26 protein-coding genes and 1 pseudogene are annotated in these 26607 nt (G+C 38.6%); 23 read left to right on the top strand and 4 right to left on the bottom strand.

Annotated features, from left to right (window positions below):
- Positions 1-293: 293 nt before the first annotated feature.
- Together BUB56_RS03845 and BUB56_RS03840 are read left to right on the top strand one after the other, a co-directional pair.
- Positions 294-785, top strand: coding sequence for a Csac_0668 family 2Fe-2S cluster-binding (seleno)protein (locus tag BUB56_RS03845; protein WP_110940052.1), 492 nt, complete (start codon positions 294-296; stop codon positions 783-785).
- A gap of 202 nt (positions 786-987) precedes the next feature.
- Positions 988-1956 carry an arsenic resistance protein gene (locus BUB56_RS03840; RefSeq protein WP_110940051.1) on the top strand — a complete coding sequence of 323 codons (969 nt, stop codon included), beginning with the start codon at positions 988-990 and terminating at the stop codon, positions 1954-1956.
- A gap of 174 nt (positions 1957-2130) precedes the next feature.
- On the opposite strand, the gene BUB56_RS03835 is transcribed toward BUB56_RS03840, so the two are convergent.
- Positions 2131-3096, bottom strand: a complete 966-nt coding sequence (locus BUB56_RS03835; protein WP_110940050.1) for a helix-turn-helix transcriptional regulator — start codon at positions 3094-3096, stop codon at positions 2131-2133.
- Positions 3097-3304: 208 nt separating this feature from the next.
- On the opposite strand from BUB56_RS03835, the gene modA reads away from it, so the two are divergent.
- The 7 genes from modA to BUB56_RS20265 all read left to right on the top strand — a co-directional run bounded on the left by modA (position 3305) and on the right by BUB56_RS20265 (position 8440).
- Entirely contained in the window at positions 3305-4099 is a 795-nt protein-coding gene (gene modA, locus BUB56_RS03830) for a molybdate ABC transporter substrate-binding protein (RefSeq protein ID WP_110940049.1), read from the top strand.
- 2 nt (positions 4100-4101) lie between these two features.
- On the top strand, positions 4102-4773 hold the full coding sequence (gene modB, locus BUB56_RS03825) for a molybdate ABC transporter permease subunit (protein WP_110940048.1): 672 nt from the start codon (positions 4102-4104) through the stop codon (positions 4771-4773).
- Between the two features lie 5 nt (positions 4774-4778).
- Positions 4779-5849, top strand: a complete 1071-nt coding sequence (locus tag BUB56_RS03820; protein WP_110940047.1) for a sulfate/molybdate ABC transporter ATP-binding protein — start codon at positions 4779-4781, stop codon at positions 5847-5849.
- A gap of 325 nt (positions 5850-6174) precedes the next feature.
- Positions 6175-6711, top strand: coding sequence for a helix-turn-helix domain-containing protein (locus BUB56_RS03815; RefSeq protein ID WP_110940046.1), 537 nt, complete (start codon positions 6175-6177; stop codon positions 6709-6711).
- The gene (locus tag BUB56_RS03810) at positions 6698-7240 is read left to right on the top strand and encodes an IS630 family transposase (protein WP_110940045.1); all 543 of its coding nucleotides are present in this window, start codon (positions 6698-6700) and stop codon (positions 7238-7240) included. Before BUB56_RS03815 ends, BUB56_RS03810 begins: the two co-directional genes overlap by 14 nt.
- A gap of 422 nt (positions 7241-7662) precedes the next feature.
- Positions 7663-8019 carry a KilA-N domain-containing protein gene (locus tag BUB56_RS03800; protein ID WP_330392546.1) on the top strand — a complete coding sequence of 119 codons (357 nt, stop codon included), beginning with the start codon at positions 7663-7665 and terminating at the stop codon, positions 8017-8019.
- Positions 8020-8311: 292 nt separating this feature from the next.
- Positions 8312-8440 carry a DUF6429 family protein gene (locus tag BUB56_RS20265; RefSeq protein ID WP_278319451.1) on the top strand — a complete coding sequence of 43 codons (129 nt, stop codon included), beginning with the start codon at positions 8312-8314 and terminating at the stop codon, positions 8438-8440.
- A 95-nt stretch (positions 8441-8535) separates the two neighbouring features.
- Here BUB56_RS20265 and BUB56_RS19805 read toward each other — a convergent pair whose 3' ends face one another.
- A complete protein-coding gene (locus BUB56_RS19805; RefSeq protein WP_190014156.1) occupies positions 8536-9300 on the bottom strand; it encodes a hypothetical protein in 765 nt (254 codons plus the stop codon).
- On the opposite strand from BUB56_RS19805, the gene mobP3 reads away from it, so the two are divergent.
- The 12 genes from mobP3 to BUB56_RS03730 all read left to right on the top strand — a co-directional run bounded on the left by mobP3 (position 9299) and on the right by BUB56_RS03730 (position 22755).
- On the top strand, positions 9299-10120 hold the full coding sequence (gene mobP3, locus BUB56_RS03785; RefSeq protein WP_330392545.1) for a MobP3 family relaxase: 822 nt from the start codon (positions 9299-9301) through the stop codon (positions 10118-10120). The two genes, BUB56_RS19805 and mobP3, sit on opposite strands and share 2 nt — an antisense overlap.
- Before the next feature lie 20 nt (positions 10121-10140).
- Positions 10141-10383 carry a hypothetical protein gene (locus tag BUB56_RS03780; RefSeq protein WP_110940042.1) on the top strand — a complete coding sequence of 81 codons (243 nt, stop codon included), beginning with the start codon at positions 10141-10143 and terminating at the stop codon, positions 10381-10383.
- Position 10384: 1 nt separating this feature from the next.
- The gene (locus tag BUB56_RS03775; RefSeq protein WP_242946212.1) at positions 10385-10978 is read left to right on the top strand and encodes a JAB domain-containing protein; all 594 of its coding nucleotides are present in this window, start codon (positions 10385-10387) and stop codon (positions 10976-10978) included.
- 412 nt (positions 10979-11390) lie between these two features.
- A complete protein-coding gene (locus BUB56_RS03770; RefSeq protein WP_190014154.1) occupies positions 11391-12431 on the top strand; it encodes an SH3 domain-containing protein in 1041 nt (346 codons plus the stop codon).
- Between the two features lie 171 nt (positions 12432-12602).
- A complete protein-coding gene (locus BUB56_RS03765; protein WP_034421010.1) occupies positions 12603-12827 on the top strand; it encodes a MerR family transcriptional regulator in 225 nt (74 codons plus the stop codon).
- Entirely contained in the window at positions 12824-15973 is a 3150-nt protein-coding gene (locus tag BUB56_RS03760; protein WP_110940040.1) for a site-specific DNA-methyltransferase, read from the top strand. The genes BUB56_RS03765 and BUB56_RS03760 overlap by 4 nt, the downstream gene beginning before the upstream one ends.
- 2 nt (positions 15974-15975) lie before the next feature.
- Entirely contained in the window at positions 15976-19215 is a 3240-nt protein-coding gene (locus BUB56_RS03755; RefSeq protein ID WP_110940039.1) for a DEAD/DEAH box helicase family protein, read from the top strand.
- Between the two features lie 59 nt (positions 19216-19274).
- Positions 19275-19847: a hypothetical protein gene (locus tag BUB56_RS19320; RefSeq protein ID WP_190014152.1), complete on the top strand. Its 573-nt coding sequence runs from the start codon at positions 19275-19277 to the stop codon at positions 19845-19847.
- A 5-nt stretch (positions 19848-19852) separates the two neighbouring features.
- Positions 19853-20497 (top strand): plasmid pRiA4b ORF-3 family protein, encoded by a 645-nt coding sequence (locus BUB56_RS03745; RefSeq protein WP_110940060.1) that lies wholly within the window; start codon positions 19853-19855, stop codon positions 20495-20497.
- 355 nt (positions 20498-20852) lie between these two features.
- A complete protein-coding gene (locus tag BUB56_RS03740) occupies positions 20853-21131 on the top strand; it encodes a hypothetical protein (protein ID WP_190014150.1) in 279 nt (92 codons plus the stop codon).
- Complete coding sequence (locus BUB56_RS03735; protein ID WP_330392544.1) at positions 21109-21450, top strand: hypothetical protein; 342 nt, start codon at positions 21109-21111, stop codon at positions 21448-21450. The genes BUB56_RS03740 and BUB56_RS03735 overlap by 23 nt, the downstream gene beginning before the upstream one ends.
- A 72-nt stretch (positions 21451-21522) precedes the next feature.
- The gene (locus BUB56_RS03730; RefSeq protein WP_110940037.1) at positions 21523-22755 is read left to right on the top strand and encodes an SEC-C metal-binding domain-containing protein; all 1233 of its coding nucleotides are present in this window, start codon (positions 21523-21525) and stop codon (positions 22753-22755) included.
- Between the two features lie 311 nt (positions 22756-23066).
- On the opposite strand, the pseudogene BUB56_RS03725 reads toward BUB56_RS03730, so the two are convergent.
- A pseudogene (locus BUB56_RS03725) lies at positions 23067-23321 on the bottom strand (IS110 family transposase); the annotation flags it as partial.
- A 104-nt stretch (positions 23322-23425) separates the two neighbouring features.
- On the opposite strand from BUB56_RS03725, the gene BUB56_RS03720 reads away from it, so the two are divergent.
- Positions 23426-24448 carry a DUF362 domain-containing protein gene (locus BUB56_RS03720; protein WP_110940036.1) on the top strand — a complete coding sequence of 341 codons (1023 nt, stop codon included), beginning with the start codon at positions 23426-23428 and terminating at the stop codon, positions 24446-24448.
- A 191-nt stretch (positions 24449-24639) separates the two neighbouring features.
- Here BUB56_RS03720 and BUB56_RS03715 read toward each other — a convergent pair whose 3' ends face one another.
- Positions 24640-25047: a transposase gene (locus BUB56_RS03715; protein ID WP_278319450.1), complete on the bottom strand. Its 408-nt coding sequence runs from the start codon at positions 25045-25047 to the stop codon at positions 24640-24642.
- A 390-nt stretch (positions 25048-25437) separates the two neighbouring features.
- Here BUB56_RS03715 and BUB56_RS03710 point away from each other — a divergent pair, with 390 nt between their 5' ends.
- Entirely contained in the window at positions 25438-26580 is a 1143-nt protein-coding gene (locus BUB56_RS03710; protein ID WP_110940034.1) for an HD domain-containing phosphohydrolase, read from the top strand.
- The last annotated feature ends 27 nt before the right edge of the window (positions 26581-26607 follow it).

Raw genomic sequence — 26607 nt, 5'->3', positions numbered from 1 at the left:
CAAACAACCTTGCATTTGAAACGGGTAACACCAAATGGTGGCCCAACCAGCTAAACATCGAATCGTCCTTGTGGAGTGACACGCTTTTTCACGGATAAGCCTCTACTATGGAAGGGATCCAGGAGGAATGCACATCTATCTCTCTGACAAAGAGATTATAGCACGATGTTTAAAAAATTCAATGTCTGGTGTCACTGATTCATCTGAACAATAGATTTAAAGTTGTCAAAGAACATTCGGGTGGGTTTTTGAGCCCTAACCCTATATTTATCTTACAAGGAGGATAAGATAAAATGACTAATGAAAAATTGAATAAATGTTGCTGCGGAGGCACAGTAGAATCAACATATAAAATAGAAGAAAACAATTTGTGCCCTATATGTAAAACATCAGGCGCTGAAGTTAAAAATATTACTGTTAAGCATTTGGTATCGGAAACGCTAACAGAAATGGTTGGAGATACAGATTATTATTTATGTATGGACGAAGAATGTGATATTGTCTATTATAATCCAGAAACAAATATCAAATTTAACAAACAGCAAGTGAAAGTGCCAATATGGTTTAAAAAAGATGCAAATCCCAAATATGCTTGTTATTGTAGTAAAGTAACGGAGGAACAGGTTATAAATGCTGTCGTAAAAGATGGTGCTGAAAATATGAAAGATGTGTTGAAACTTACCGGAGCAATGAAAGATGCACAATGTCAGAAGAATAACCCATTAGGCAAGTGCTGCCATCAAATAATTCAGGATGCAATAGATAAGGGACTAGCAATTAAATAACTGTACATTTATTTATGTCATATTTTTTTATTAAATAAGCAAAGCCCAAAGGATATCCCTCTAGGCTTCGTTTCTATGCATGTTACAATTGAAACGCAAATAGATTCTATGGTATAATAATGATAATAATTATCATTTGTGTTTTTCTGTAAACTAAAGACTACTCAGGTTATAAAACCTAAGACTATAAGGGGAACTATTTATGAGTATATTAGAAAAGTTACATACATTGCTTATTTTACTTGCTGTTATAATAGGACTTTTGTTAGGTCAAATACCTGTTTTAGAAGTTAATGCTGAGCGGTTTATTGTTCCTTTCTTGCTTCTAATGCTGTACGGCTTATTTTTAGGCATTCCAATTAAAGATCTAAAGAAAGCCTTTGAAAATGTTAAATTTGCAGGAACGAGTTTAACAATAAATTTTATCTGGACACCATTACTGGCATGGGGATTAGGTGCTATATTTCTTTTTGATCAACCAGCCCTATGGGTTGGTTTTATTATGTTGATGGTAACACCATGTACAGATTGGTATCTTGTTTTTACTGGGATAGCAAAAGGAAATGTTCCTTTATCAACAGCTATATTACCAGTTAATCTTATTTTACAGGTTTTACTGCTACCTGTTTTTTTGCTTCTTTTCGCAGGAGTGATGAAAACTGTTGAAATGTCTTTCCTGATAGAAAGTATTTTTCTTGTGCTTGCTTTACCTTTCTTGCTTGCCAATGCTACGAGATTTATTTTTAAGAATCGACAAAAGGTATTAGAAAAAAAGCTTATACCTTTTTTTGAAACAGGTCAAATTGTTTTATTGAGTTTAGCTATTATGGCGATGTTTGCTTCACAAGGAAGATATTTAATTGAAAACATAAATGTAGTATACATGCTGCTTATTCCTGTTTTTCTCTTTTTCCTGATTAATTTTATGCTTGGACGTATTGTTAGCCGTTTATTAAAGTTTTCATATGAAGACTCCGCAAGTTTAAACTTAACCACACTAGCTAGAAATTCACCCCTGTCTTTAGCTATAGCTGTGGTTGCATTCCCAGATCAACCTCTTATAGCCCTTGCATTAGTTGTTGGTCCGTTAATTGAATTGCCTTTATTGGCAGTTACTTCTCAAATTCTCTTAGGGATTCGTAAGAGAGGATTGATTCAAAGTAAAGGCTGAATGTAAAAACTTGTAGAGTACAATAACATTGTACTGAGTCTTTTGAGAGATTTTTACACTAGAACCTATAGTCTCAGCCAAAGGTTTATAATGTCTATAAAAAAAGCCATCAGATAAAAAATTCTTATTCTGACGGTTTTACTATGAAATTAGAATGTGAGAATTTATTGTTAATTAAGTTTCTGCTACAATGTTTCCCATTTCGCTGGTATCGTAACCGCCAATATGGTTGAATTCCTCTTTGAATTCTTTAGAACGCAGTATTTCCAAGATAGCTTGTATCTGTGGGATATGCATGTCTTCTTTTTTGACTACCAGTTCATACCGTTCTTTTTGCAGAGGGATAAAGTCAATACCATCCACTTGTTTTGCGATTTTTTCATGACCAACTGCAACATCTGCGCCGCCTCGGGCAACAGTACTTGCTACCGTTATGTGGGACTGCGATTCCCGCTGATATCCTTTGATTGAACTGCCGTATATACCCAGCAAACGCAAGTGTTCATCAAGCAGCACACGGGAACCGGCTCCTTTCTCTCGGTTGATCATTGAAATATCAGTTCGTTTAAAGTCATTCCAGTTCTTGATATTTCTTGGATTACCTTTAGCAACGTATAAGCCCTGCATACGGTAGGTTAAATGAATAATTACAGCTGGAATTCCAGGAAGTAATCTCCGCACATAAGGTACATTATATTGTCCTGTATCGCCGTCCCACAAATGTGCAGAAGCAACTTGAATGCTGCCTTGATATAAAGCGGTGAGGCTGCTGTAGCTGCCGATGTAAGCACGAAGAGCAGGCCCCCCATGGGGGTGTTGTTCTACGTAATTTGATAAAACATCCAGCATGATATCCTGACCGCAGATAACAAAGCTTTTTCCATAGAATTCTGTAGTATTAAAAAAATTATGTGGATGGTGTCCTTCTTTATCTGAAAGAGTAAATGATGCTTGAGGTGTTGGTTGAATATTTTTAGAACGCGCGATATATTCTTCTACATCATCCATTGTAAATCTGACTTTTCGACCGACTTTGTAAGAATTTATTTCTCCGCGCTTGATAAGCTCGTACACAGTATTTTTAGCTATTTTAAGTATATCGGCAACCTCTTGTGCCGTCAGTGCATTTTTGTTCTCCATATCAAAACCTTCCTTATTATTGATATTATTAATTTGGATTATATCACGTTTCGTTTATTTTGACAACGTTTTATTGATGGGTTTATTGACACATATGTGAAAAGTGATTATAATAAATATACAACATAACGAAAAATGATGTAAGTGCATAATATAAAATGATTCGTTTAAATTCGTTGTGAATAGGTTAATCAAAAGGAGAATGATTATGAAAAGAAAAATGGTGGCATTAGCACTTACCCTACTTGCCATTGCTCTAGTTGGATGTACAAATAATGGAAACTCATCAACAGCAGGGGCACAATCGACCACAAAACCGGAACTTACTGTAGCAGCAGCAGCCGATTTGACAAAAGCATTTACTGAGATTGGTAAAGCATTTGAAGTAGAAAACAACTGTACAGTTACTTTTTCTTTCGGTTCTACAGGAACCCTTTCGGAGCAGATTGCAAATGGAGCTCCCTTTGATGTCTTTGCTGCTGCAAATGAAAGTGTTATTGATGAACTTGATCACAATGGGCACATCATTTCAGAAACAAGATCCCTATATGCCTTGGGACGTATCGGAATTACTACACTGAAAGACAGTACAATCAAAGCAACTACCATGGAAGAGTTACTAAATCCCAAAATAAAGAAAATTGCCATTGCCAATCCTGATCATGCTCCTTATGGACTGGCGGCAAAGCAGGCATTAGTTAGTGCAGGGCTTTGGAAAGTGCTTGAACCCAAAATGGTGTACGGGAAAAATATTTCCGAAACCCTAACCTTTATTACCACGGGGAATGCCGAAGCAGGTTTTATTGCTTTGTCCCTGAATGACGAAGATACATTAAATTTCAGTCTTGTTGATGCAGATATGCATGAACCGCTTCGTCAAGCCATTGCTGTGATTGAAGGAGCAAAAGAGGAAGAACTGGGAAAAAAATTTATAGAATATATATTGAGTGATAAAGGACAAAAAATTATGAATACATACGGGTTTGTTCTTCCGGAGGAATAAAAATGGGTGATATCAATCTGTTTCCCCTTTATCTCTCCTTTCGAGTTGCAATCACAGCTACAATTTTTAGTTTTTTTATAGGACTGCCTATTGCTTATTTCCTAAGCAGAGGAAAAGGAAAGCTTCTGGATTTTATAGATACCCTGACCAATTTGCCGGTTGTATTGCCGCCAACAGTACTGGGATATTATTTGCTGGTACTCTTGGGACGGCAATCCCCTATTGGGATATTTCTTGAAAGCAATTTTAATATTATGATTGTATTCACTCCGACAGGTGCAGTGATTGCATCGGCTGTTGTTGCAATTCCCTACCTGATAAAATCCTCTAAAACAGCCTTCCTTGAAGTGAATGAAGATTATTTGAATGCAGCACGGCTTTTAGGAAGAAATGAATTCAATATTTTCTGTACTGTGATAGTGCCGATTGCCTGGAGGGGGATTGCCGCTGGCATTACCATGTCTTTTGTAAGGGCGTTAGGGGATTTTGGCACAACCCTAATGGTATCCGGAAGCATACCTAATAAAACCATGACCATGCCCATAGCCATTTATGATGCATTGCAGGCTGGAAATAAAATTATGGCAAATCTTCTTGTCCTCATTATGACAGGTGTTGCTGTTGTCGTATTATTTATTATCAATATGCTGGAAAGAAAAATGAAAAGAGGGTGAGTCCATTGCTGGAAGTAAATTTTAATAAATCATTAGGGCATTTCACGTTGAACTCATCTTTTAAAGCGGACAAAGGTGTCTTAGGAATACTGGGCTCATCAGGATGCGGAAAAAGCATGACCCTAAAGTGTATTGCCGGACTTTATAAGCCAGATAAAGGTATGATTAAGCTGAATGACAGAGTTTTATATTGTTCTGATTTTAAAATAAATATTCCGTCAAGAAACAGAAATATAGGTTATGTATTTCAGAATTATGCACTTTTTCCCCATCTTACAGTACAAAAAAACATTGCTTATGGCGTAAAACATTTGGAAAAGAATGAGCGGCTTGCAAAAGTAGGCGAAATGATTGAGCGGATGCAGCTTAAAGGTTTAGAAAATAATTATCCTTCTCAGCTTTCCGGCGGTCAGCAGCAAAGAACAGCACTTGCCAGAACATTAATACGGCAGCCGGAATTATTATTGCTGGACGAACCCTTTTCCGCATTGGATACACACATAAAATATCTCCTTGAAAAAGAGTTGGTATCCATCATAAAGGATAACTTTGACGGGATCGTACTTCTCGTAACCCATAATATTGAAGAAGCATACCGTATATGTGATAATATCATGGTGATAGATCAAGGTCAGAACCTTCAGTACGGTAAAAAAGAAGAAATTATTCATTCCCCTGCAAATGTATCTACTGCACGAATTACAGGCTGTAAAAACTTCTTGGACGTTACGGTATTGGAAGAACTGGAGCATGAAGTTGTTCTGAAGGCAAAAGATCTTGTTTTTAAAGCTGAGAAAAGAAATATTCCATATTCAAGAAATATGGTTGCCGGTGTTCGGGCACATCATTTGAGATTATCTTCAACAGGGGATTACGGGGGCAGTAGCTTTGTATGTGATATTGTTGAAAAAATAGAGGGTGTGTTTTCTACAACAGTTATTGTAAACTGTATGGGCTGCACGTTTCAGGTGGAAGTAGCAAAAGCAGCCTGCCCCCATCTATTAGGGTGCGGAGGCAAGAAAATAAAGCTGCACATTCCTCCTCATCAGGTCTTTTTGATGAAAAGGGAAACTTAGCTGAGATAAAATCCGTTGACTTTTCGTGCATTTGACCAGATGCTTCATGATCATTATGTTTGGAGGTAGCGAATGACAGAAAAACAAAGGGATAAAGCATCCGCTTGCGAAGTACCAAATGGTATATGAGAATTTTTTAACAGGCCCTAGAGAATTCAAGTCAACTATGATTTGTTTTTCAAAAAACTAGTGGCTTAACTATGAAATAATACAAAAATTGTTTTTACCAATGTATCGTTTTATAACCAAGATATACTACTAAATTGTCTTTCTAATACGTACTATACTTTATGTTAACTATGACAGTATTAGAAAGGATAGAAAAATGGGTAGAAAAGCATCGGTATTTGTACGTGAACTAACTGCAGTTGAAAAACAAAAGATTACTTCAATCAAGAGGAAGAGAATTATCCATTGTTCATTAAGGCAGAGCGTCGATATTGTACTGCTTTCATCTGAAGGCTGGGAAGTAAAACTCATTGCACACAGAGTAGGCCTGGATCAAAGTAACGTAAATACATGGATCAAGGGATTCAACAAGGGTGGCATCGATGCCCTTGGTGACATACCAAAGCCAGGTAAAGGCAAAGAGATAACAAAGGATATCAAATTAAAGATCGCTACTATTGCTTTATCTGATCCTAAACAGCTTCGTAAGCCTTTTACATCATGGACAGTTGAAACTATCCGCCAGGAAGCCATTAACTCAGGTGTTATTGCAACTACATCCTGGGAGGCTACCAGAAAAGCTCTTAAAAACTGCGGTATAACGACTCAAAGGAGTTGTACCTGGAAAGAAAGTAAAGATCCTGATTACGAGTCTAAAAAAAAACATCATAGAGCTTTACATGAATCCGCCTAAGGATACAATAGTTCTCTGTATTGATGAAGATGGGCTACTATCTGTTAGGCCTTATTCAGGGAGTACTTGGGCGAAGTATGGGTATCCGAAAAGGATAAGAGCCACATACTCAAGAACTGAAAACGTTGTACAGGTGGTTGCTGCCTTTAATCCTCATGAGGGTACAGGGTTTGCTAAATGCTATGATACTAAAAATTTTGAGACATTTTTGGACTTTCTTACGGAGGTTGAGAAAAAGTATCCCGAAACAAAAATTCATATTGTATGGGATAATCTCTCTGCACATAAGAAGGCTCAGAGAATATGGAACATTTATAATCCAGGAAGTTTATTCAGTTTTCACTATACGCCGAGTAATGCGTCTTGGCTTAACTTAATAGAACCATGGTTTGGTACTATCAACAGAAGAGCCTTGAATAACTCGGATTACCAAACACGTGAGCATTTAATCATTGCTCTTTATCAGGCCATATTTTATAGTAATGCTCATTCCAAGCTAAACAAATGGAAAAAGCGTGATGTATCCTGATTCGTACTTAATTATTTGTGATATCTTATGGTATCGGGCTGACCCCCTATTATTGGACACAAGCTTAAGTTTTCTTATGAATACATAGTATTTTACTTTTTTATCAAGGTATATCTTTTACTTACGGTCTGCTCTTGACATTGAGCCTCCGCATCCATGATTTCCTAGCTCTGGGGCAAGCCAAAAATCATAGAGCATTACCACCACTAGGCTATCATGGATGCCCTCAATATCAAGAGTTCGCTTTGCCAGACCTTTGTTACAGAAAAATTCTTAGTTCTCCAAAATCTCCGCCGAGCTGAAGGAGCTTCAGAAGATAAAAACGCAGTATACCGAGCAGCAAGCCAGACAAGACAGCTTCCAGAGAAGAATCGAGGACATGAAGAAGTTTCTGAAAACCGCAGACTGCAAATTGTCGGAATTTGATAACCAGCTGGATGCGGGGAAAAGATACAATTGAATTTTTAGGACTCTGGGAACAATTATGTAATCCAGACTTTAAACCTATCGAATTCGATAGGTTTAGAAAAGAAGCTGGATACAATGTTTTTACGTTATCTCCACAAAAGTGGATAGAAAATACAAATGCTATTGGCATCGTATCCAAGTCAGGTCGTTATGGCGGAACTTTTGCCCATTCTGATATTGCTTTTGAATTTGCATCCTGGATATCTGCAGAGTTTAAACTCTATATAATTAAAGATTATAAAAGGCTAAAAAACGATGAAAGCAGTCGACTTTCCCTGGGATGGAATCTCAATTGTGAGATTTCTAAATAGAATTATGCCATAGACAAGGGGACGGTTCTTGCGTCTTGACGAATATGTCTTTTATTGGTAAACTATGACTATATACGTGGAGCAAGACAGATATGTATTGGCTTTGGCAAGGTATATACATCTACCATCCAGGGTCTTTTTTTCAAAGACAAGGATGTAGTCGTCAAGAGATATAGAGAGTATGTGAATGAAGAGTGCAAGTATAAGGTGAATAGGATTCTGAAGAGTTAGACAGAAGAACCGTCCCCACGTCTAGAACTAGAAGAACCGTCCCCACGTCTATGATTTTGATATTATTAATGAACTGGATGAGGAAGATTATATCCGACAGGGCAGCCATCGATCCAAGTCTGTAGCAATTACAGAAGAGGGGATGAAATTAGCAAAGGAATTACTGCTTAAATACAACATATTAGATTGAAAGTAGAAAAATATAAATGAGTCTATATATTACATATATTTCTAATTATAAAAGTGATGAGTCTAAATTTACATATTCTTCAAAAATCCTGTTCTTTACATTATGCAGGTTTCTACTTCCTTTGTTTCGTTTTTTCGGGGCCGTCCTTGGTAGGAGTGCTTTTTTACCTTTTCCTCTACCGTTGTTTTGCCGGAAAGGCTGTGATATTCTAAGGGATTCTCGGCGATGAACTTGTCTAAAGCTGACTTTGCATCTTCGTCCCAGTAATAATCAACAGCTTCAAGTTCAGCCACGGCCTTGGTAATCTGATCATTCTCTCTTTTTATAGGTGCCTGCAGAGCTTTTAGCTTACGTCCGTCTAGATGGTTGGAATGACAGACAATAAATCGGTACGGAATATCGTAAAGGAAATCGGTTAAGCTCTGGATTTTGTAGATAGCAGCATTCTTTTTATCATGGAGAGTGCCTACCTGGACCCAAGCTTCAGGTGCTGATAAGGCACTTAGCTTTAGTTCTTCCTCTAGATTGAAGTTTCCGGGGAGTCTTGAGATAAAAATGGTCTTAGGCGCCTTATCATCTCCCTTTGCCAACGTTAGCTTATCTTCTGTAACAAAGCTGCTGTCTGATGTATAGATGATATCTTCTATGCCGGCTTGACACAAGGTCTTACGAATATTCTGGATGAAAGCATTGTTCCAGGTTTTATCACTGGTATTCCCATTTAAAATTTCACCACCTACAAGGACCTCCTTGTTTGTATTGGCAAGCCCAAACATCATTAAAATGTTTAGCTTGAATCCCGGGTCCAAATCGTGGCAGGATTTGATCCGGGCACAGGGGATCGTTATCGCGGAAAACATGAAGATCGCTCCGGAAAATTTGCGATGGTATGCTGCTTTTCACAATGAGAGTCATCACCCGCACATCCACCTGATTGCTTACTCCATCAATCCCAAAGAAGCCTATGTCACAAAGCAAGGGATAGAAAACATGCGGGGAAGTCTTGAACGGGAAATCTTCCGCCAGGACTTGATGCAGATTTATGAGAAGCAGACGAAACGACGCAATTCCCTGAATAGGCAGAGTCGTGAGGCCATGCAGGACATCATTACTCAGATTCGTTCGGGGATATGTGAAAATATAAATATAGAGGAATTGATAGCCCGCCTTGCTGAAAAGCTTAAATATACTTCCGGTAAGAAGCAATACGGTTATCTGAAGGCTCCCCTCAAGGAACTGGTTAATCAGATTGTCGATGAGCTTAAAAAGGATGAAAGAGTGGCAAAACTATACGATAGTTGGTACGAAATGCGCAATGAAGTTTTAAGCAACTATGTTGACAAGCTGCCGCCGCCTCTTCCGCTTTCACAGCAGAAAGAATTCAAGAGCATTAAAAACATGGTGATTGCCGAAGCGTTAAATATCGGCAGTCACCATTTCACTTTTGAGCCGGACGAGGAACAGGATATATCAATAAAAGATGATGGTGATATTACTGCTGCCACCACATATTTTGAGAAATCTGCAAAGCTCTTAGGACGAATTCCCATGAAGAAGAACTACCAGTCTGTTTATTTGGTGAACTGTGGTACGGTTCACCGTGAGCTATGCAGTGAACTCCCCACTCTAAGAAATATTCAACATCAGACAAAGAAACAAAATAGTTTTATTGATAAATAGCATGAAAGGTGGAAGATGAGATGAATTTAGAAAAATCAAGGAATGCGGAGTACAAGAAGTGTGCAGCTTTATTGTCTCTGCTGGTTGGATTGGATGCTGATACAGAAGAAAGGGTTTGTGGATGTTTTCAAAACATGGGAATAAATAACTTTTTTCTTCATCTCGAATCACTTGAACTTGGCTTATCCCAGGAGACTTATGAGAAGCTGAAAAGCTTAAGAATTATTATTGAGGTATTTGGTGAGGAAAGGGGGCAGGCATAACATGAAGAAAAATATGCAGCATACCGAAAGCTTTTTAAAAGGGCTGACGACTTTAACAGGACTGCCCTACAAAAAGGTTCGGCAGTATGCAAAAGAAAACAACCCTTTTAATATCTTGGAACACCCTCATATCATGGAACCAAATGAAAAACAGCTTGAAAAGATAGGGCTGCTCAATGAATTCATAGCTTCTTATAACCTCCTGAAAATCTACGAAAGTGAGAAGAAGATTATGCTTAATTCATCAACCGTATCTGGACAGTATTTTTTGGCTCTTTTGGGTGGAATAAAGGATAAAGAAAGGTTCATGGTTGCTTTTCTGGATAATGGCAATAACGTGATTGAAACAAAAACCATGTCTGAAGGAAGTGTCGGACAAGCCGTTGTTTATCCAAGAGAGGTATTGAAATATGCCATTGCCTGTGATTGCAGGGCAATAATCTTAGCCCATAATCATCCTGGCGGCTCCACAAATTTTTCTCCGGAAGATAGGGCATTGACACAGAGATTTGTTGATATTTTTCATCCTCTTGAAATCAAAGTTTTAGACCACATTGTTGTAGGCGGAACACGGAGAAATTCCTCATCAGTGTAACAGTAAAGCAAATTATGAAGTGAGTGCATTAAGCAAATCGGCGGTGGAAGAAAACCAGGATAGTTGTCAGTATACTCATTCATTTTAGGCCGTAGACGGGGAAAAACGATTGCAGCTAGTTCAGTATATCTATTTTGAGCTTATAAAGTCTTGCTATGCAAGGCTTTATGAGCTTACGGGCATAGTTATAGTTAGATATATTTCCATTGATGGAAAGAAACCAATTGAAAATTTTCTTCAATTATGAAGGGAATACTTGCCATTATTCGTAGTTTCGAATATAATATATTTTGTATGATTATAACTTTTAAGAGATATGTCAATGGGATATATTGGTTAAAACAGAATGCAAATGCCTAGCTGTAAGTTGAATCAGAACGGTTTGCGATTAGGTGGGGGGCTTTCGGTAGAAATGTCAAAAAATAAGTTAGAGAAGCCATTCAGGACGATGAATAGATATATGGAACAAATGGATAGAATCAGTAGCTTGACAGCAATAGCATCAAGGCTTAATATAGCAACCATGTTTGAGACGCCTATTAGTCGGTTGCTTCAACAGCAAGACTATATTGCCAATCTTTTTAAAAGCACAGAATTTGCTTCTGCATTTTCATATGCAGAGAAAATGGACAAACTCTTCCCGCGTATTGAAAAGCTTGTATTGCCTAATGCTGCGGTTTTTTCTGAAGTACAAAGAGTTTTAGATATTGTCAATACGCCTGCAATCAGAGAGGCAATTCTTTATGCAAATAGGATTGAAGGCATTATGCCTAAGCGTTTAGGCAGTATGTTTGAGAATTCTATAGCAATCCTTGAGAGGATTAATTTTAATAACAGCAGGCTGTCGTCCATTATAGATTCATTAAATACTTATCAAAACCTTTTCCAAAACATAATAAATACCTCTGCTTATAACAATTTGTTAGGAAACTTATTTCCTGAAGGTGAGTATTCTCAGTTATTCAACGATTTTGATAGTGAAATTGATGAGGTATCTTTAACCTCTATCGAAGAGGAAGAGCTTGCAAATGATATTACAGAGATTTATTCTTCTTCAAACTGGCAGCAACGACTAAATGCAGCAATAATAAAATGGCAGGAAAAAAATCCTATAGTTATGCGGGTTTTACAAGCAATTGTTACGATAATTACCATAATAAGTGGAATAGTAACGATAGCCGGTTTTGTGCATCAGGCTACCGTCGTTTCAGATAAAGCAGCAATAAGAGAAGAACCTTCTAAAACAGCTCCAATTGTATATACCGTTACAAAAAATGAAATCGTCACGATAATTAGCGAAGAACGGTACTGGTACCAGGTCGAATATGTACCTCTAAAAGTTGAGGATGAAGATAAAAAAACTGTTTACAGGGGATATATTGCTAAACGGACAACAGTGAAATCCATTGAAACGAAGTCTACCAGCGCTGCTGAAGATGATGGTTTGGAATAAGTAGAAAAGTTTTGGATGGCAAGAAGAAGGGGTGTTTATTTGAAGCAAGTGAATTCTTTAATAAGATGCATACTGGATTTTTATAATCTCCAAAGAATGGAAAATTCAGTAGTTCTTGAACGTATGAAAGAGGGCAATAGTGAGGAATGGGTAATGGACAGGTGATGAGAAATGGAATATATTACTGCGAAAGAAGCTGCTGAAAAATGGGGCATATCCCAACGGCGGGTACAGGTTCTGTGTGAACAGGGCAGAGTTGATGGAGCCAAGCGCCTTGGCTGGGTATGGGCAATTCCTAAAGATGCCCCAAAACCAGCAGATGCAAGGTTTAAAAGAGAAGAAACCAGGACTAATGAAAAGAAGATAGATGCTAGGACAGGAGGGGTTAGGCAATGAGCGAAAAACTGCAACGCTTTACCAAACTTTTAAGGGACATGTTTGAGTTGGAGAAATCAGATCTTGACTTTGGCATATACCGCATCATGAATATCCGAAAAAATGAGATCAATAACTTCATTGAAAATACTCTTGCCAGTGAAGTTAATTCCATACTATCGAAATATGCTACCGACAACAGCCAGGTAAGAAAGCGTATTGAAGAAATTGAGAAACAGTGTGAAAGCGTAGGGGTTAAGGTAGAGGACAGCAAGCTGAGAGAAGAATATGCCGAATATAAGGCGCAGCTATCCTCCGGCACAGGAGTTGCCGAGCTGGAAAGTGATGTTTATTCAGCTTTATATAACTTTTTCAGCCGTTACTATGATGAAGGAGATTTCATCAGCAAACGCCGCTATAAAGAAGGGGTTTATGCTATCCCCTATGAGGGGGAAGAAGTAAAGCTTTACTGGGCCAACCATGACCAATACTATATCAAAACCAGCGAAAACTTCAGGGATTATTCCTTTAAGGTAGATGTACAGGGAGAAAAGTATACGATTCATTTTAAGCTGGTTGACGCCAATACCGAGCAAAATAACAACAAAGAAAGTGATGACAAGAAGCGTCAATTTATCCTGCTGGATGGAAACTTCCTGGAAGCGGAGGGTAATGAGCTTACAATAAAATTTGAATATCGTGTTCCTGCAAGTGAGCAGGATAGCGTAAACAAGCTGAAAGATAATACTAAATTAAATAAATCCGCCGTTGATAAAATTAAAGGCGTCGTTTCAGAAAATACCGACTTAAAGCACTTTGTCTGGGCCATAAATAGCCTTGCCCCAACAGATAAAAATAAGACCCGCACAATTCTGGAAAAGCACCTGGAAACCTATGTTGCCAAGAACACCTTCGATTATTTTATTCATAAAGATTTGCGCGGTTTCTTGAACAGGGAACTGGATTTTTACATAAAAGCCGAGATCATGCACCTGGACGACCTGGATACCGACAATGAAGTGAAAGCAAATGCCTACCTGGCTAAGGTGAAGGCCATTAAAAAGGTAGGCCGCATCATTATTGACTTTTTGGCACAAATAGAGGACTTTCAGAAAAAGCTGTGGCTTAAGAAAAAGTTTGTGGTTGAGACAAACTGGTGTATCACCCTTGATAAAATTGACGAGAGTTTCTATCCTGAAATCGCTGCCAATGATGCACAACGGCAGGAATGGGTGGAACTGTATTCCATCGATGAGATTGCCGGGGACTTGATGACAGTGGCTTATTCCAATCCGCTGACCGTGGATTTCTTAAAACAGAATAAAAACCTAGTGCTGGATACAAAGCATTTTACAACAGAATTCAAGGAGAGGCTGGTTGCCAGCATTGAAAATTTAGATGAGGAAATAAACGGTCTGTTAATACACAGTGAGAATTTTCAGGCATTGAATTTATTACAGGAGAAGTATCGGGAAAAGATTGATTGTGTTTACATTGACCCACCGTATAATGCAAAGTCAAGTGAGATTATGTATAAAAATGGGTTCAAACATTCATCTTGGAACTCAATGATTTTTAATGGATTAATAAAAGTAAAGACATTAATGTCAGAAAATGGCATTATTGAATTTGCCATTGATGATTACGAACTAAAACATTCTTTGTTATTATTTGAAACTGTTTTCGGAGAAGATAATTTTATTGCTAATATAGGAATAGTACATAATCCAAGAGGGAGAAACGATGATAAGTTTTTTGGTACTTCCCATGAATATATGACGGTGTTTGCTAAAAATATAGGTACTGCTGAGATAGGTTTATTTGAGCTAAGTGAAAGTGATATTTCTGTTTATAATAAGACAGATGGAATTTCGAATTACAGTACAGTACCTTATATTAGAACAGGAAATAATTCATATCGCTTTGAAAGGCCAAATTTGTTCTATCCAATATACTATAATCCAGAATCTAATGAACTATCTTTAGAGAAAAAAGATGGCTGGATAGAATTACTTCCTATAAATTCTAAGGGGGAGGAAAAAACTTGGCGTTGGGGAAGGGAAACATTTCTGGAAAGATGTAAGACTGAGTTGGTTGTAAAAAAAGATGGTCAAGATTATAAAATATTCAAGAAACGAAGATTGGAAGGGGCTGGGAAAAAGCCTAAAACGATTTGGGCTGATTCTAAATACGATGCCTCAAGTCATGGGATAATGCTTTTAAGAAACATGTTTGGATTAGGAAACCATTTTAGTTATCCAAAATCATTATACACAGTATATGATGCCCTATTTCTTATTTCAGAAGAAGAATCCATAATCCTCGATTACTTCGCCGGCTCCGGCACAACAGGTCACGCAGTTATAAATCTCAACCGCGAAGACGGAGGCAATCGTAAGTATATCCTTGTGGAAATGGGCAATTATTTCAACACAGTTACCAAGCCGAGGATTAAAAAGGTTGTTTACGCTAAAGATTGGAAGGACGGCAAGCCACAAAACAGAAATACCGGTGTTTCACAGATTTTTAAATACATCCGTCTGGAAAGCTACGAGGATACATTGAATAATATCGAGCTTAGCCGCACGCCTGAGCAGGAGAAGCAGCTAAGGATGGACGCAAGCTTCTTTAACGAGTACCTTGTATCCTATATGCTGGACATTGAAAGCAGGGGCAGCCTCTTAAACCTTGACCGCTTTAAGGAGCCTTTTGCCTATAAAATGAAAATTGCCGAGAACAACGAGACAAAAGAAACAACCATTGATTTGGTGGAAACCTTTAATTACCTCCTTGGCCTTGCTGTTACGAGACAAAAAGCTGCTGCCCGTTTTAATGCCGTCCCTGATCCTAAGGGTGAATATGAAAATGCAGTAATGCTCACAGAAGACAAGGAAGGAAAGTATATCTTTAAAACAGTGGAAGGCATTATGCCCAATGGGGATAATGCCCTTGTCATCTGGCGTAATCTTACCGAAGATCTAACAGCCGACAACGCTGCTCTGGACGCTTTCTTCTTGAAATACCGCGCGGAATCCGGGTGCATGGAGTTTAGCCTCATCTATGTCAATGGAGATAACAATCTGGAAAACCTCAAGGGCGAAAAAGAGCAGTGGAAGGTCCATTTAATCGAGCTTGAATTTAAAAAGAGAATGTTCGAGGGGGTGTGATGATGGGGGCAAAAAGGACCAAGAAAGCAAATAAAGCCATCAATCTCAATGACTGCCTGGTGCTCAACAAATACTTCCTTTTCCTCTTTGGCAAAAGAGATTTCAGGGAACTGGCGGAAGACATGCGGTCTGCCGATTTGGAAGGGTATAACGAAGAGAACACCTCCTATTTCCATGAATTTATAGTACGCAAGTATGTTAAGCTGGGCTTTTTAAATAAGGACAAGCTGAAGGAATATGATGAAAACATCTTCCGTTATGTCCAGCATATCGGCGAGGGCCGGGGCGGGCTTACCCTCAAATATTTCCAGTATCTTGCCCTTCTTTTTACCGAGATGTATCTTGATAGGTACTTCCTGGATAGGGAGAACTTTGTTGCCGACTTAAATAATTTCCTGCATGAATTCAATTCTGGAAGCGATGGAGAAACAATTTCGGATTATACACCGGACAGCTTGAACAAGCTGGCCTTTATGTGTGCTACAGGTAGCGGCAAGACGTTAATCATGCATGCTAATATCCTGCAATTCCAACATTACTTTAAGAGGGCACAGGAATATAACAAAAGCTTGACCCTAAATAAAATTATTCTTCTTACACCTAATGAAGGTTTATCCCACCAGCATATTGAGGAAATGAAGCTTTCAGGCATCCGCTGCCGCCTCTTTGAAAAGGATACTCTGCAGGAAAAAGACGAAGTGCTGGTTATCGACATAAACAAGCTGGAAGAGCAGGGGAAGGTGAAGACTGTTTCTGTGGACAGTTTTGAGCAGAACAACCTTGTCCTGGTTGATGAAGGGCACAAAGGTCTCTCCGGGAATGTGTGGTACGATTTTCGCAGCCGGTTGTCAGAGAACGGGTTTTCTTTCGAGTACTCAGCGACTTTTAAGCAGGCGATCAAGGAGGAAAAAACAAAATCGGAAGCTGAGGCTCTTGCTCATCAGTACGGCAAGGCCATTATATTTGACTATTCCTATAAGTACTTCTATAACGACGGCTATGGCAAGGAATACCGTATTTATAACCTGAAAGAGAGTCTTTCCAGAGAACAGCAGGAGCTGTATTTAACGGGTTGTTTACTCAGTTTCTATCAGCAGATGAAAATTTACCAAAGCGAGAGAGAGGCCTTTGTCCCCTTCAATATTGAAAAGCCACTCTTAATATTTGTGGGCAACAGCGTGAATAAAACCGTCAGCAAGGACGAATTAACCGACGTGCAGGAAGTCCTGGCCTTTATTAACGGCTTTACGGCAAATAGAGAAAAGGCCGTAAGCCGGATCAAAATGCTGCTGGATGACAATACCGGGCTCCTTGATGAAAGAGGACAGGAGCTGTTTTACGGCGATTTTTCCTATCTGCAAAATCTGTTTCAGCGAGATGCTGGATCTGTTTATGACGATGTGTTAAAAATCGTTTTTGAGGCAACTTCCACAGGCAGGTTACACTTGGTAAATTTAAAGCAGTTGGGCGGAGAAATCGGCTTGCGGATCGGCAGCGACAATGAGTTTTTTGGGGTCATCAACGTTGGCGCCGGCGGCGACAGCGAGCTGATTAAGAATATTGAAAAAGGAAAGACCGGGATTGTTACCGATGAAAACCAGTTTGAGAACGAGTCTCTGTTTAAAAAAATAAACGATAAAAATTCCAAAATTAACATACTTATCGGTTCTAAAAAGTTTACGGAAGGGTGGAACAGTTGGCGGGTTTCCACCATGGGGCTGATTAACTTTGCCAAAGGAGAAGGGTCCCAGGCCATCCAGCTTTTTGGCAGGGGGGTAAGACTTAAAGGTTACGGAAACTGTCTCAAGCGCAGTTCCAAACTGGACTACCCTGCCCATGTGCCGAGGTATATTAACAAAATAGAAACCTTAACTATATTTGGGGTAAAAGCCGATTATATGGCACAATTCAAAGAATATCTTGAAAAGGAAGATATGGATCTGAATGACTCCATCAGAGAATTCAAGCTCCCTGTAGTAAGCCGTTTTCATGATGCGAAGGATAAACTGAAGGTGATTAAGGTCAAGGACGGCATCAATTTCAAAAAGCAGTCGAAACGGCTGATCCTTACCACTCCTTCAGACGACTTTATGGACAACCTGGTCAAAAATAAAGTCAAGGTTGATTATAATGCTGCCATCCAAAGTCTTACTTCTACCAGGAGTGAAGATGTAAAATATCAAAAGGACGAAGCTGTATTGGAGCCACATCATATCGCGTTCTTAGATGTGGATAAGCTTTATGCCGAACTGCTGCAATACAAAAACCAAAAGGCTTATTACAATATCAGCATCGAAAAGTCATTATTGCCGGAAATACTTAAGCTGAAGGGCTGGTACACTTTGTTTGTCCCCAAAGCGCTGATGGAAATCGACAGTTTTGATAAAATCGGCAGAATCAATGATATATGTGTTATGCTTCTGAAAAACTATCTGGACAGATTTTTTAAATATCATAAGGCAGAGTGGGAAGCGCCGCACCTGGTTTACGGAGACTTAAAAGCCAGTGATAAGAATTTTATCGATGCGTATAATATTACTCTTTTTAACAAAGAGAAATTCGACGAATTTGCAGAGCTGATTGAGGGAATCAGAGAGGCCTTGGAAAAAAACAGGCGTTTGGGCAAGTACGAGGATAAGCATTTGAATTTCCGCTATTTTGATTTTTACAGCCACCTTTACACTCCCCTTATCTCTATAGATAAAGGAATCCGTATCGAGGTTTCGCCTGTAAGCCTAAACAGCGATGAAAAGCTGTTTATTGACAGGCTGAAGAAATATTGCGATGATAATCCATCTGCTTTTATAGAAAAGAGGTTGTATCTGCTCCGCAATAAGAGCAAAGCTGGTATTGGTTTTTTTGAAGCAGGAAATTTTTACCCGGACTTTATTATGTGGATTGCCGAAGATGACAAGCAGTATATTACCTTTATTGATCCTAAGGGCATAATGATGCTTGAAAAGAACATCAATAACCCCAAAATACAGTTTTACAAGGTTATCAAGGAAAAAGAAGCCCAACTGCAGCCGACCTGCACCGAAAAGCAGATTATTTTGAATTCCTTCATCATGTCCGGCACACCGGCTGCAGATGCTTGTACACATTATGGCGTTAAAAAAGTTGAGCTGGAAGACAAAAATGTGCTTTTTTTGGAGGATGATGATTGCATAGAGAAGATGATGAGCAAGATATGTATGGAATGTTCAAAACCGGCGAGCATGGAGAGGCATGGGGCTAAATGAGCTCAACAAGGTTTGTAATGTGGGGCGATTAGTTTATCGTAGCAAAGAGGTGCGGAAAAGTGGCTGTTAATTATATAAAATGCCCTAAATGCGGGTCTAAGAATTCGGTTAAAATCGTATATGGAATGCCAAGGTTTAAGCTTTTTCAGGAAGCGGAAGCCGGAAAAGTAAAATTGGGCGGCTGTTGCATTATAGAAGGCGGTCCGGAATACCACTGCAAGGATTGTAATAATGAGTGGAAACGGGAACAGGTGCTTGACGTCGCATACGGCCAGATCAGAGGGCTTAAAGCATCAGTGGGTGGTTACTTCGGCGGGTATTATCATGTAACTATTGATTTTACAAATCTTAAAACTATGTGGCTGTTCAAAGAGGGCGGTTCTGAAGAAACCAGTACAAGATCCATCCGAAATAAAACGGCACAAGAATTTATGAAGTGTTTAAAAGAAATTGATTTGCTGAATTGGAAAGCCAGATACATAGAACCAGGAGTCTGTGATGGTACTCAATGGAGCATTGAAATAATTACTAGCCGGAGAACCGTCAAAAAGTATGGCAACAATAAGTTTCCGGAAGAATGGAAGCAATTCTGCAAGATGATTAAAAAAATAACCAGAAAGGAATTCGGGTGAAGCTTATGAAAGCTTATCAAATAAAAATCGAATTGATTGATTCCGAGCCACTAATATGGAGAAGGGTAGTTATCCCGGCGGATGTTACCTTCAGACGCCTGCATGACACGATACAATTTTCAATGGGTTGGCGGGATTATCATCTTTATGAGTTTGAGTTCCCGCAGGAGAAACTCAGAATTACAAATGACGAAGAATCCTATGAGGAATTCAAATTTTACTTTGCCAAGTATAAAAACAAAAAGCCAACAAAAAAGGAAGACCCTTATGGCATTATAGCCAGGATAATTGAAACAAACGTTAGACAGTCACAGACGGTCAAAATTGACAAGTATCTAGAAAAATATAAGACCCTAGAGTACATTTATGACTTTGGCGACTACTGGAGACATAAAATTGAATTGGAAAAAACCAAAGAAGATTATGAGTTTGGTTACCCTATAATTCTTGAAGGCGAAGGAGCTTGTCCGCCGGAAGATGTAGGTGGACTTGGCGGTTATAAAGAATTTCTTGAAGCATGGAATGACCCTAAGCACCCGGAACATGAATCAATGCGGCAATGGGGAGAAAGCCAGTATTACAGTGAATTTGACATTGACTTTAGGAATGATCTGCTAAAGACATGCTTGAAAATCAAAAAAGTAAAGTAGCGAGGGATGCAACCATGATAAAAAACAATAATGCGTGCAGTTGCGGATGCTATTCGCAGGATTTAGTTCACACCAAAGAGAATTGCCCAGTTTGCACTAATATAGGCGAAGCAGTAGGAAAATATACCAATTCCGGCTTTGAAGACATATCATAGCTGATAAGCTCCTGGGCCTGGAGATTCATTATGGCCAAGTGTCTGTGGATTCCCCTACCATCGATGAAGAAGTTTTACATAGAGGCATATGGATGCTTTCAATTCCCTCATACGGGATAAGGGAGATTTTGTGGACAAGTTCCAGTCTAATATTCAGCTGGTGATGGGCAACCGGGCCAAGCAGATGGAAATATCAAAAATTGAGGAGAGGATCTCGGATTAAAAAAAAAGAGATGATAGGCTTCATAGAAGAAAATGCAAGACGCGGGTCAGATAATACGGACTTTGACGAGCACTATGCCAAAATCTCCGCCGAGCTGAAAGAGCTTCAGAAGATTAAAACGCAGTATACCGAGCAGCAAGCCAGACAAGACAGCTTCCAGAGAAGAATCGAGGACATGAAGAAGTTTCTGAAAACCGCAGACTGCAAATTGTCGGAATTTGATAACCAGCTGGATGCGGGGAAAAGATACCATTGAATTTTTAGGACTCTGGGAACAATTACGTAATCCAGACTTTAAAGCTATCGAATTCGATAGGTTTAGACCGGAATCGACTCCATATCAAATTTCCATAACCTATGCCAGTGAAGCAGAGGTGCTGAATGTCGCTCTATTTGGAATAACGGCTAAACAGTGGCGTGACGAAAATCTTGATAAAAGCGAAAATATCAGAGATTATGCCCCATTGAACCAACTGTTAGTTTTAGCGAATATGGAAAGCTATAATGCCATTTTGATTGAGCAAGGCAGACCTCAAGCAGAAAGGCTTCAATTATTGAATCAACTAGCTTTTTGAAATTGAATTTGAAAAACAAAATATAGATGGTGGAAATTGTGAAGAACTGCCATTTTGAAAGAGGGAACCCTGATGGATGAAAAAAATGATAAGATAACAGAAGCGGCTCTAATAAGAGCGCTAGAAAATGCAAAGGCCTTTAGCCAACAACTGCAGAAAAACAGAGAGAAGAGGCTTTGGAAGAAGGTCGATATTCCATGCAGCCTTTTTGATGCTATTAACGGTTTGACAAAAGCTGAAATGGATACAATCCGCAAAAACTATGATTTCAGAAATTTAAGCTCTCTCAAAAAGGCAGAGCTGGCATCGGAACTTGCTAAATTGGTTCCTTTGAAGTTTAAGAAGGTCATTTATACATTGGATCAAAGCAGGTATAACTTTATCAAAGTAATCATTAAGAATTCGGGAGTTATACCCGATGTGGGTATTTCTGTTTCGAGTGCGGAAGCATTCATGGAATTTAGTATCATTTTCCCTGGATTATATGACGATCAAAAGATATTGTTTATGCCGAATGAACTGATAAACATTTTCTCCCAGATAGATAGTAATGAGTTGGAAAACATTGTACAGCGAAATACCGAGTGGATACGCTTAACCCATGGATTGCTTTATTACTATGGTGTCATGGACCCATGGACTGTTAAGGAGAAGATCAGTGGGCTTACAGGGCAGGAGGTTGACATTCTGGAATTTATGAATGTAATGTCCTTTGCCTGTGATTTCTATGGACAGGCCCGTTACACGTCATATGGATATCAGGATGAAAGAGTTTTCGATGCAAAGAAAATTGTTGAAGAACATAGAATGAGACCGGATGTTGAGTATTACCCTTTTACAAAAAAGCAGCTGTTAAAAGCCGGTGATCCGGGTTATGTTGACAAAACACCGGAGATGAACAGCTTTATCAGTTTCCTTTTAAAGCATTACAGGCTATCTGATCAGGAAACAAACGAAATTGCATTGCAGATAACCAATATGATCAATGCGGATTCAAAACCGACGCTGATTATTCAATACCTGCTGAGCTGGATGGAGTTTCCGTCGTTTGAATTTGTACAGCAGTTAACAGCAAGAATAATGGAATTATATAATAATACCCGCCAGTGGGTATTAAAGGCACATACTCCCAATGAGTTGTTCCAGGAGGAAAGGAAATTCTTAAAACTTTTGCCTGGTGAACCTTTTAAGATAAGTCAGCAAAATTCGAAAGTAATTGATCAGCAAACCCGCACCAAGGTCGGCCGAAATGATCCCTGCCCTTGCGGCAGCAGAAAGAAATATAAGAAGTGCTGTGGAAAATGAAGACAGTGCTGCCAAGGGGATACCATCCTCATGAGGCATCTTTTTTGTATCATCAAGGCATGTAAATCCATAGCCCTGTTGCAACGGCTGAACACCTGATAAATAGCGGAATTGCAGGATTATAGGTGAAATATGTTTTAACGTGAGAGGATGCTTTCGCGTCTTTCCTTTTTGATAGAACATAAATGGTCTCGCCTATTTTATATAAATGATGAAGGAATGTAAAGTAGTTTTTCTAAAAAGGGTACAGCAAAGCTAACCATTGGTAAAATCCGAACAACGGCTTCTCAAAAAAGTTGAGTTTTATCTACCTAGGCAGCGATGCTTCGATGTGAGTTTTTGTCTTTTCTCCATGTTTGATGATATTCGGGGCTCTTAAATACAAATGGCTTTTCATCACGGAGAACCGCGAAGATATAATGGAGAAGCTTGTGCATAACGGCTACAAGAGCCACTTTTTTCTTCTTGTTTTCACATTTTTTATGATAGTAGTTTCTCAACACAGGGTTAATTGCATCACCCTTTCGGGTTGTCCTAATATAAAAGAAACACCTTTTAAAAACTATAATATTAAAAAAGATGGCATCAGCTTATATGTTTATCTTCATAAATAAATGGGAAATAAGTGAAAAAAACTTTGAATATGACACTAATATGAAGGAGAGATATAATGAGCAAAGTGTATTGCATTAGAAATTCAGGGGTAGATTATGATCAATTAGGAAAGGATGCTCTAAAACTATTAAAAACAATCATGACAGAAACTGGACATCAATTCGAGCAGGAGGTACCTATAAAGGTTCACTTTGGGGAAAAGGGTAACACCACCTTCATTCCTGCGAAATGCTATGATGCAATAATTAACTATTTGAAGGAAATAGGGGTATCACCCTCCTATATTGAAACAAATGTATTGTATAGGGGATCAAGGACGACTTCAGATAATCATATTCAAACAGCAAAGAAACATGGCTTTACACAAATCCCTATTATAATCGCAGACGGGGAATTGGGTACAGATTACGACGAGATTGAAATAAACAAAGAATACATAAAGAAATGCAAAATAGGGAAGGGTTTTGGAAAATACAAGCAATTTATTGTTATGAGTCATTTTAAAGGACATATCGAGGCAGGATTCGGCGGAGCCCTCAAACAGCTTAGTATGGGTTTTGCTGCTCGAGGAGGAAAGCTAGAACAGCACTCTGGAATAGCCCCTATCGTTGCGGCTGAAAAATGTATTGGTTGTGATCTTTGTGTAAGCAAATGTGACTTTGATGCCATATACAGAACCGATACCGCTGTGATTGACGAATCCAAATGTGTTGGCTGTGCCGGTTGTATTGCAGTCTGTCCTAAAGGGGCAATAAGAAACACCTGGGGAGGTTCAAATTTTCTGGAGAAGCTTTCAGAATATGCTTATGGGGCATCAAAAGACAAAGATATTATCTATATTACCTTTGTACACAACATTACTAAGGATTGCGATTGTATGGGAAAAGCAATGGAACCAATTGCAGAAAATATTGGTATTCTTGCGTCTAAAGATCCAGTTGCCTTAGACACTGCCTGTTTAGATTTAGTACAGAGAAATAGCAAGAAGTTGCTGTTTGAAAAAGGAAGAGCTTCCCTTCAACATGCTGAAAAAATCGGATTAGGCTCCGTGCAGTATCAGCTGGTAGAAGTCAAGTAAGATTAACGTTAGGACTGCGGTTTTCTCCCTATTATTTTCAATAAGTCACAAGGCCAAAGCCTTGTGACTTTAATTATACCCTACAACATGAATTGATTGGATAATTTTTAAAATCTGACTGTCCACTCAAAGGGTGATCTGAGCCAGCATCTGGTACATTGACCTTGTCAAGTAAAGTGTGTAAACTTTTTTTAAGGCAGAAATTTTGTGATCTTATCACCAAATAATATGACCAATTGATTTAATACCTTGGACCAATTAGGAATGGCCCGATTCCATTTGCTCACGATATTCATTGTTCGAAGGTAAAAAAGTTTGTATACTGCTTCATCGTTAGGAAAAGCCGCCTTTATATTGATTACTTTCCTTAAAGAGCTGTGGTAGCTTTCTATAGCATTGGTTGTATAGATAATGTGACGAATCTCTCCAGGAAAATCATATAAGCATAAGACCTTATCCAGATTGTTCTCACATATTCTCACAGCTAATGGGTATTTTTCCATCCAATGTTCACACAACACTTCAAAGGCATCTTCAACTTCTCTGCGTGTAGCAGCCCCATAGATAGCTTTTAGATCGCTGCAAAAGGGGCTGTCTATTATTAAGAGGAGATAGGTTTTTTATTTTTTTGTATCATAGCTGCATCTTTTATGCTGTAGAGACAAATGATTTGTTTATTTGGAAATCATAGGCGTCAACTCAATCCAATTATTTCCAAATAAACCTTAGAAGCATGTCATTCTGAGCGTTAGCGAAGAGTCTTATAGAACATAAGCAAGATTACTTTTGATTATCAGAATATATCATCTAGCTTAAAGATCCTTCGACTCCGTTTTACTCCGCTCAGGATGACAAATTATGGGTTAAGTTGACGCCTATGATTTGGAAATTAATTTGAAGATTTTATATTATCATATATATTTTGCTAGTAAAATTTGATAAAATTCATTTGAAAGGTTTAGAATTTAATAATCTGAGGATGTGGCCAAGTGAATTCTATCAAAAATAATGAATTATATAGACAGGGCGAACGTTTAACTACTCAAGAAGAACTGTTAGCCGCTAAATTTTCTATTATTGCCGATGCCTTTGTAAATACAAATAATTTGAATAAGAATGATTTTTTCAGCCGCGTTTTTGAAACTGCATTTATTCTCATTCCAGAGGCACAGAAGGGCTCCTTCTATGAGCTTGAAGGAGAGACGTATAAGCCTATTTTTTGCAAGGGGTACGACTTTGAGCTCCTTAGTCAATTGACATTCAGCAAAGATGAAGCTTTTATCGATTTTGAAAGCACTCCTACACAAATGATTGATGCCTATCAAGTAAGTATTAAAAGACGGGATGACACCTTGTTTTCCGAGAAACAGATTGATATATTTAAAAAACTTGGAACTTATTCGGATTTTGCATCGTTATATGCACCTATAAAGTTAGATGAGTTAAAAATCGGATTAATATGTATTGAGAACTTTGACGAAAAGGTGTTTTCAGAGACCTCGAGACTGGTTTTGAAGATTTTTGCTCAGCTCATCTCCAATTTTTACTCCCTTAAAGTACATCAGGAACGTGAAAATAAAAGAAATAAAGAGATCATAAGTGCACTGGTATCAGCCATAGAAGTAAAGGATGTATATACGGAAGGACATGCAAAAAGGGTTTCTGACATAAGCTTGAAGCTGGCCAGAGCTATGGATGTTCCTGCAAATAGACACAAGACAATTGAAACGGCTGCAATCTTACATGACATTGGTAAAATAGGCACTCCGACTGAAATACTCAATAAGAAATCAAGCTTAACGAAAGATGAATATGAAATTGTTAAGAGACATCCACTAGATGCAAAGAAAATACTGGAGAAAATAGAGGGTTTTAAAGAAATTGTAGATCTAACCTATATGCATCATGAGCACTATGACGGTTCTGGCTATCCGGCAGGTTTGTCTGGTGATAAAATTCCCATTGAAGCACAGATTATTCAAGCTGCAGATGCATATGATGCTATGACCTCAAAAAGAGCCTATAGAGACGCAATGAGCATAAAAACAGTGATGAGTATTTTCAAAGCAGAAAGAGGCAAACAATTTCATCCTGCAGTAACAGATGCCATGCTTCGTTTATTTAACGAGTAGGTTAATATCGCTTTCAGTCAAATAGAA

The sequence above is a fragment of the Geosporobacter subterraneus DSM 17957 genome, from assembly GCF_900142145.1.
In the GTDB taxonomy this organism is placed as follows: domain Bacteria; phylum Bacillota; class Clostridia; order Peptostreptococcales; family Thermotaleaceae; genus Geosporobacter; species Geosporobacter subterraneus.
Note: the sequence above shows the minus strand (reverse complement) of the source record. Positions and strands in the feature narration are given on the sequence as shown.

Bases quoted from the DNA above. Each gene is read 5' to 3' on its own strand.
- BUB56_RS03845 (WP_110940052.1), top strand. From the start codon at position 294: ATGACTAATGAAAAATTGAATAAATGTTGCTGCGGAGGCACAGTAGAA.
- BUB56_RS03840 (WP_110940051.1), top strand. From the start codon at position 988: ATGAGTATATTAGAAAAGTTACATACATTGCTTATTTTACTTGCTGTT.
- BUB56_RS03835 (WP_110940050.1), bottom strand. From the start codon at position 3,096: ATGGAGAACAAAAATGCACTGACGGCACAAGAGGTTGCCGATATACTT.
- modA (WP_110940049.1), top strand. From the start codon at position 3,305: ATGAAAAGAAAAATGGTGGCATTAGCACTTACCCTACTTGCCATTGCT.
- modB (WP_110940048.1), top strand. From the start codon at position 4,102: ATGGGTGATATCAATCTGTTTCCCCTTTATCTCTCCTTTCGAGTTGCA.
- BUB56_RS03815 (WP_110940046.1), top strand. From the start codon at position 6,175: ATGGGTAGAAAAGCATCGGTATTTGTACGTGAACTAACTGCAGTTGAA.
- BUB56_RS03810 (WP_110940045.1), top strand. From the start codon at position 6,698: ATGAATCCGCCTAAGGATACAATAGTTCTCTGTATTGATGAAGATGGG.
- mobP3 (WP_330392545.1), top strand. From the start codon at position 9,299: ATGAAGATCGCTCCGGAAAATTTGCGATGGTATGCTGCTTTTCACAAT.
- BUB56_RS19805 (WP_190014156.1), bottom strand. From the start codon at position 9,300: ATGTTTTCCGCGATAACGATCCCCTGTGCCCGGATCAAATCCTGCCAC.
- BUB56_RS03780 (WP_110940042.1), top strand. From the start codon at position 10,141: ATGAATTTAGAAAAATCAAGGAATGCGGAGTACAAGAAGTGTGCAGCT.
- BUB56_RS03775 (WP_242946212.1), top strand. From the start codon at position 10,385: ATGAAGAAAAATATGCAGCATACCGAAAGCTTTTTAAAAGGGCTGACG.
- BUB56_RS03770 (WP_190014154.1), top strand. From the start codon at position 11,391: ATGTCAAAAAATAAGTTAGAGAAGCCATTCAGGACGATGAATAGATAT.
- BUB56_RS03765 (WP_034421010.1), top strand. From the start codon at position 12,603: ATGGAATATATTACTGCGAAAGAAGCTGCTGAAAAATGGGGCATATCC.
- BUB56_RS03760 (WP_110940040.1), top strand. From the start codon at position 12,824: ATGAGCGAAAAACTGCAACGCTTTACCAAACTTTTAAGGGACATGTTT.
- BUB56_RS03755 (WP_110940039.1), top strand. From the start codon at position 15,976: ATGGGGGCAAAAAGGACCAAGAAAGCAAATAAAGCCATCAATCTCAAT.
- BUB56_RS03745 (WP_110940060.1), top strand. From the start codon at position 19,853: ATGAAAGCTTATCAAATAAAAATCGAATTGATTGATTCCGAGCCACTA.
- BUB56_RS03735 (WP_330392544.1), top strand. From the start codon at position 21,109: ATGCGGGGAAAAGATACCATTGAATTTTTAGGACTCTGGGAACAATTA.
- BUB56_RS03730 (WP_110940037.1), top strand. From the start codon at position 21,523: ATGGATGAAAAAAATGATAAGATAACAGAAGCGGCTCTAATAAGAGCG.
- BUB56_RS03720 (WP_110940036.1), top strand. From the start codon at position 23,426: ATGAGCAAAGTGTATTGCATTAGAAATTCAGGGGTAGATTATGATCAA.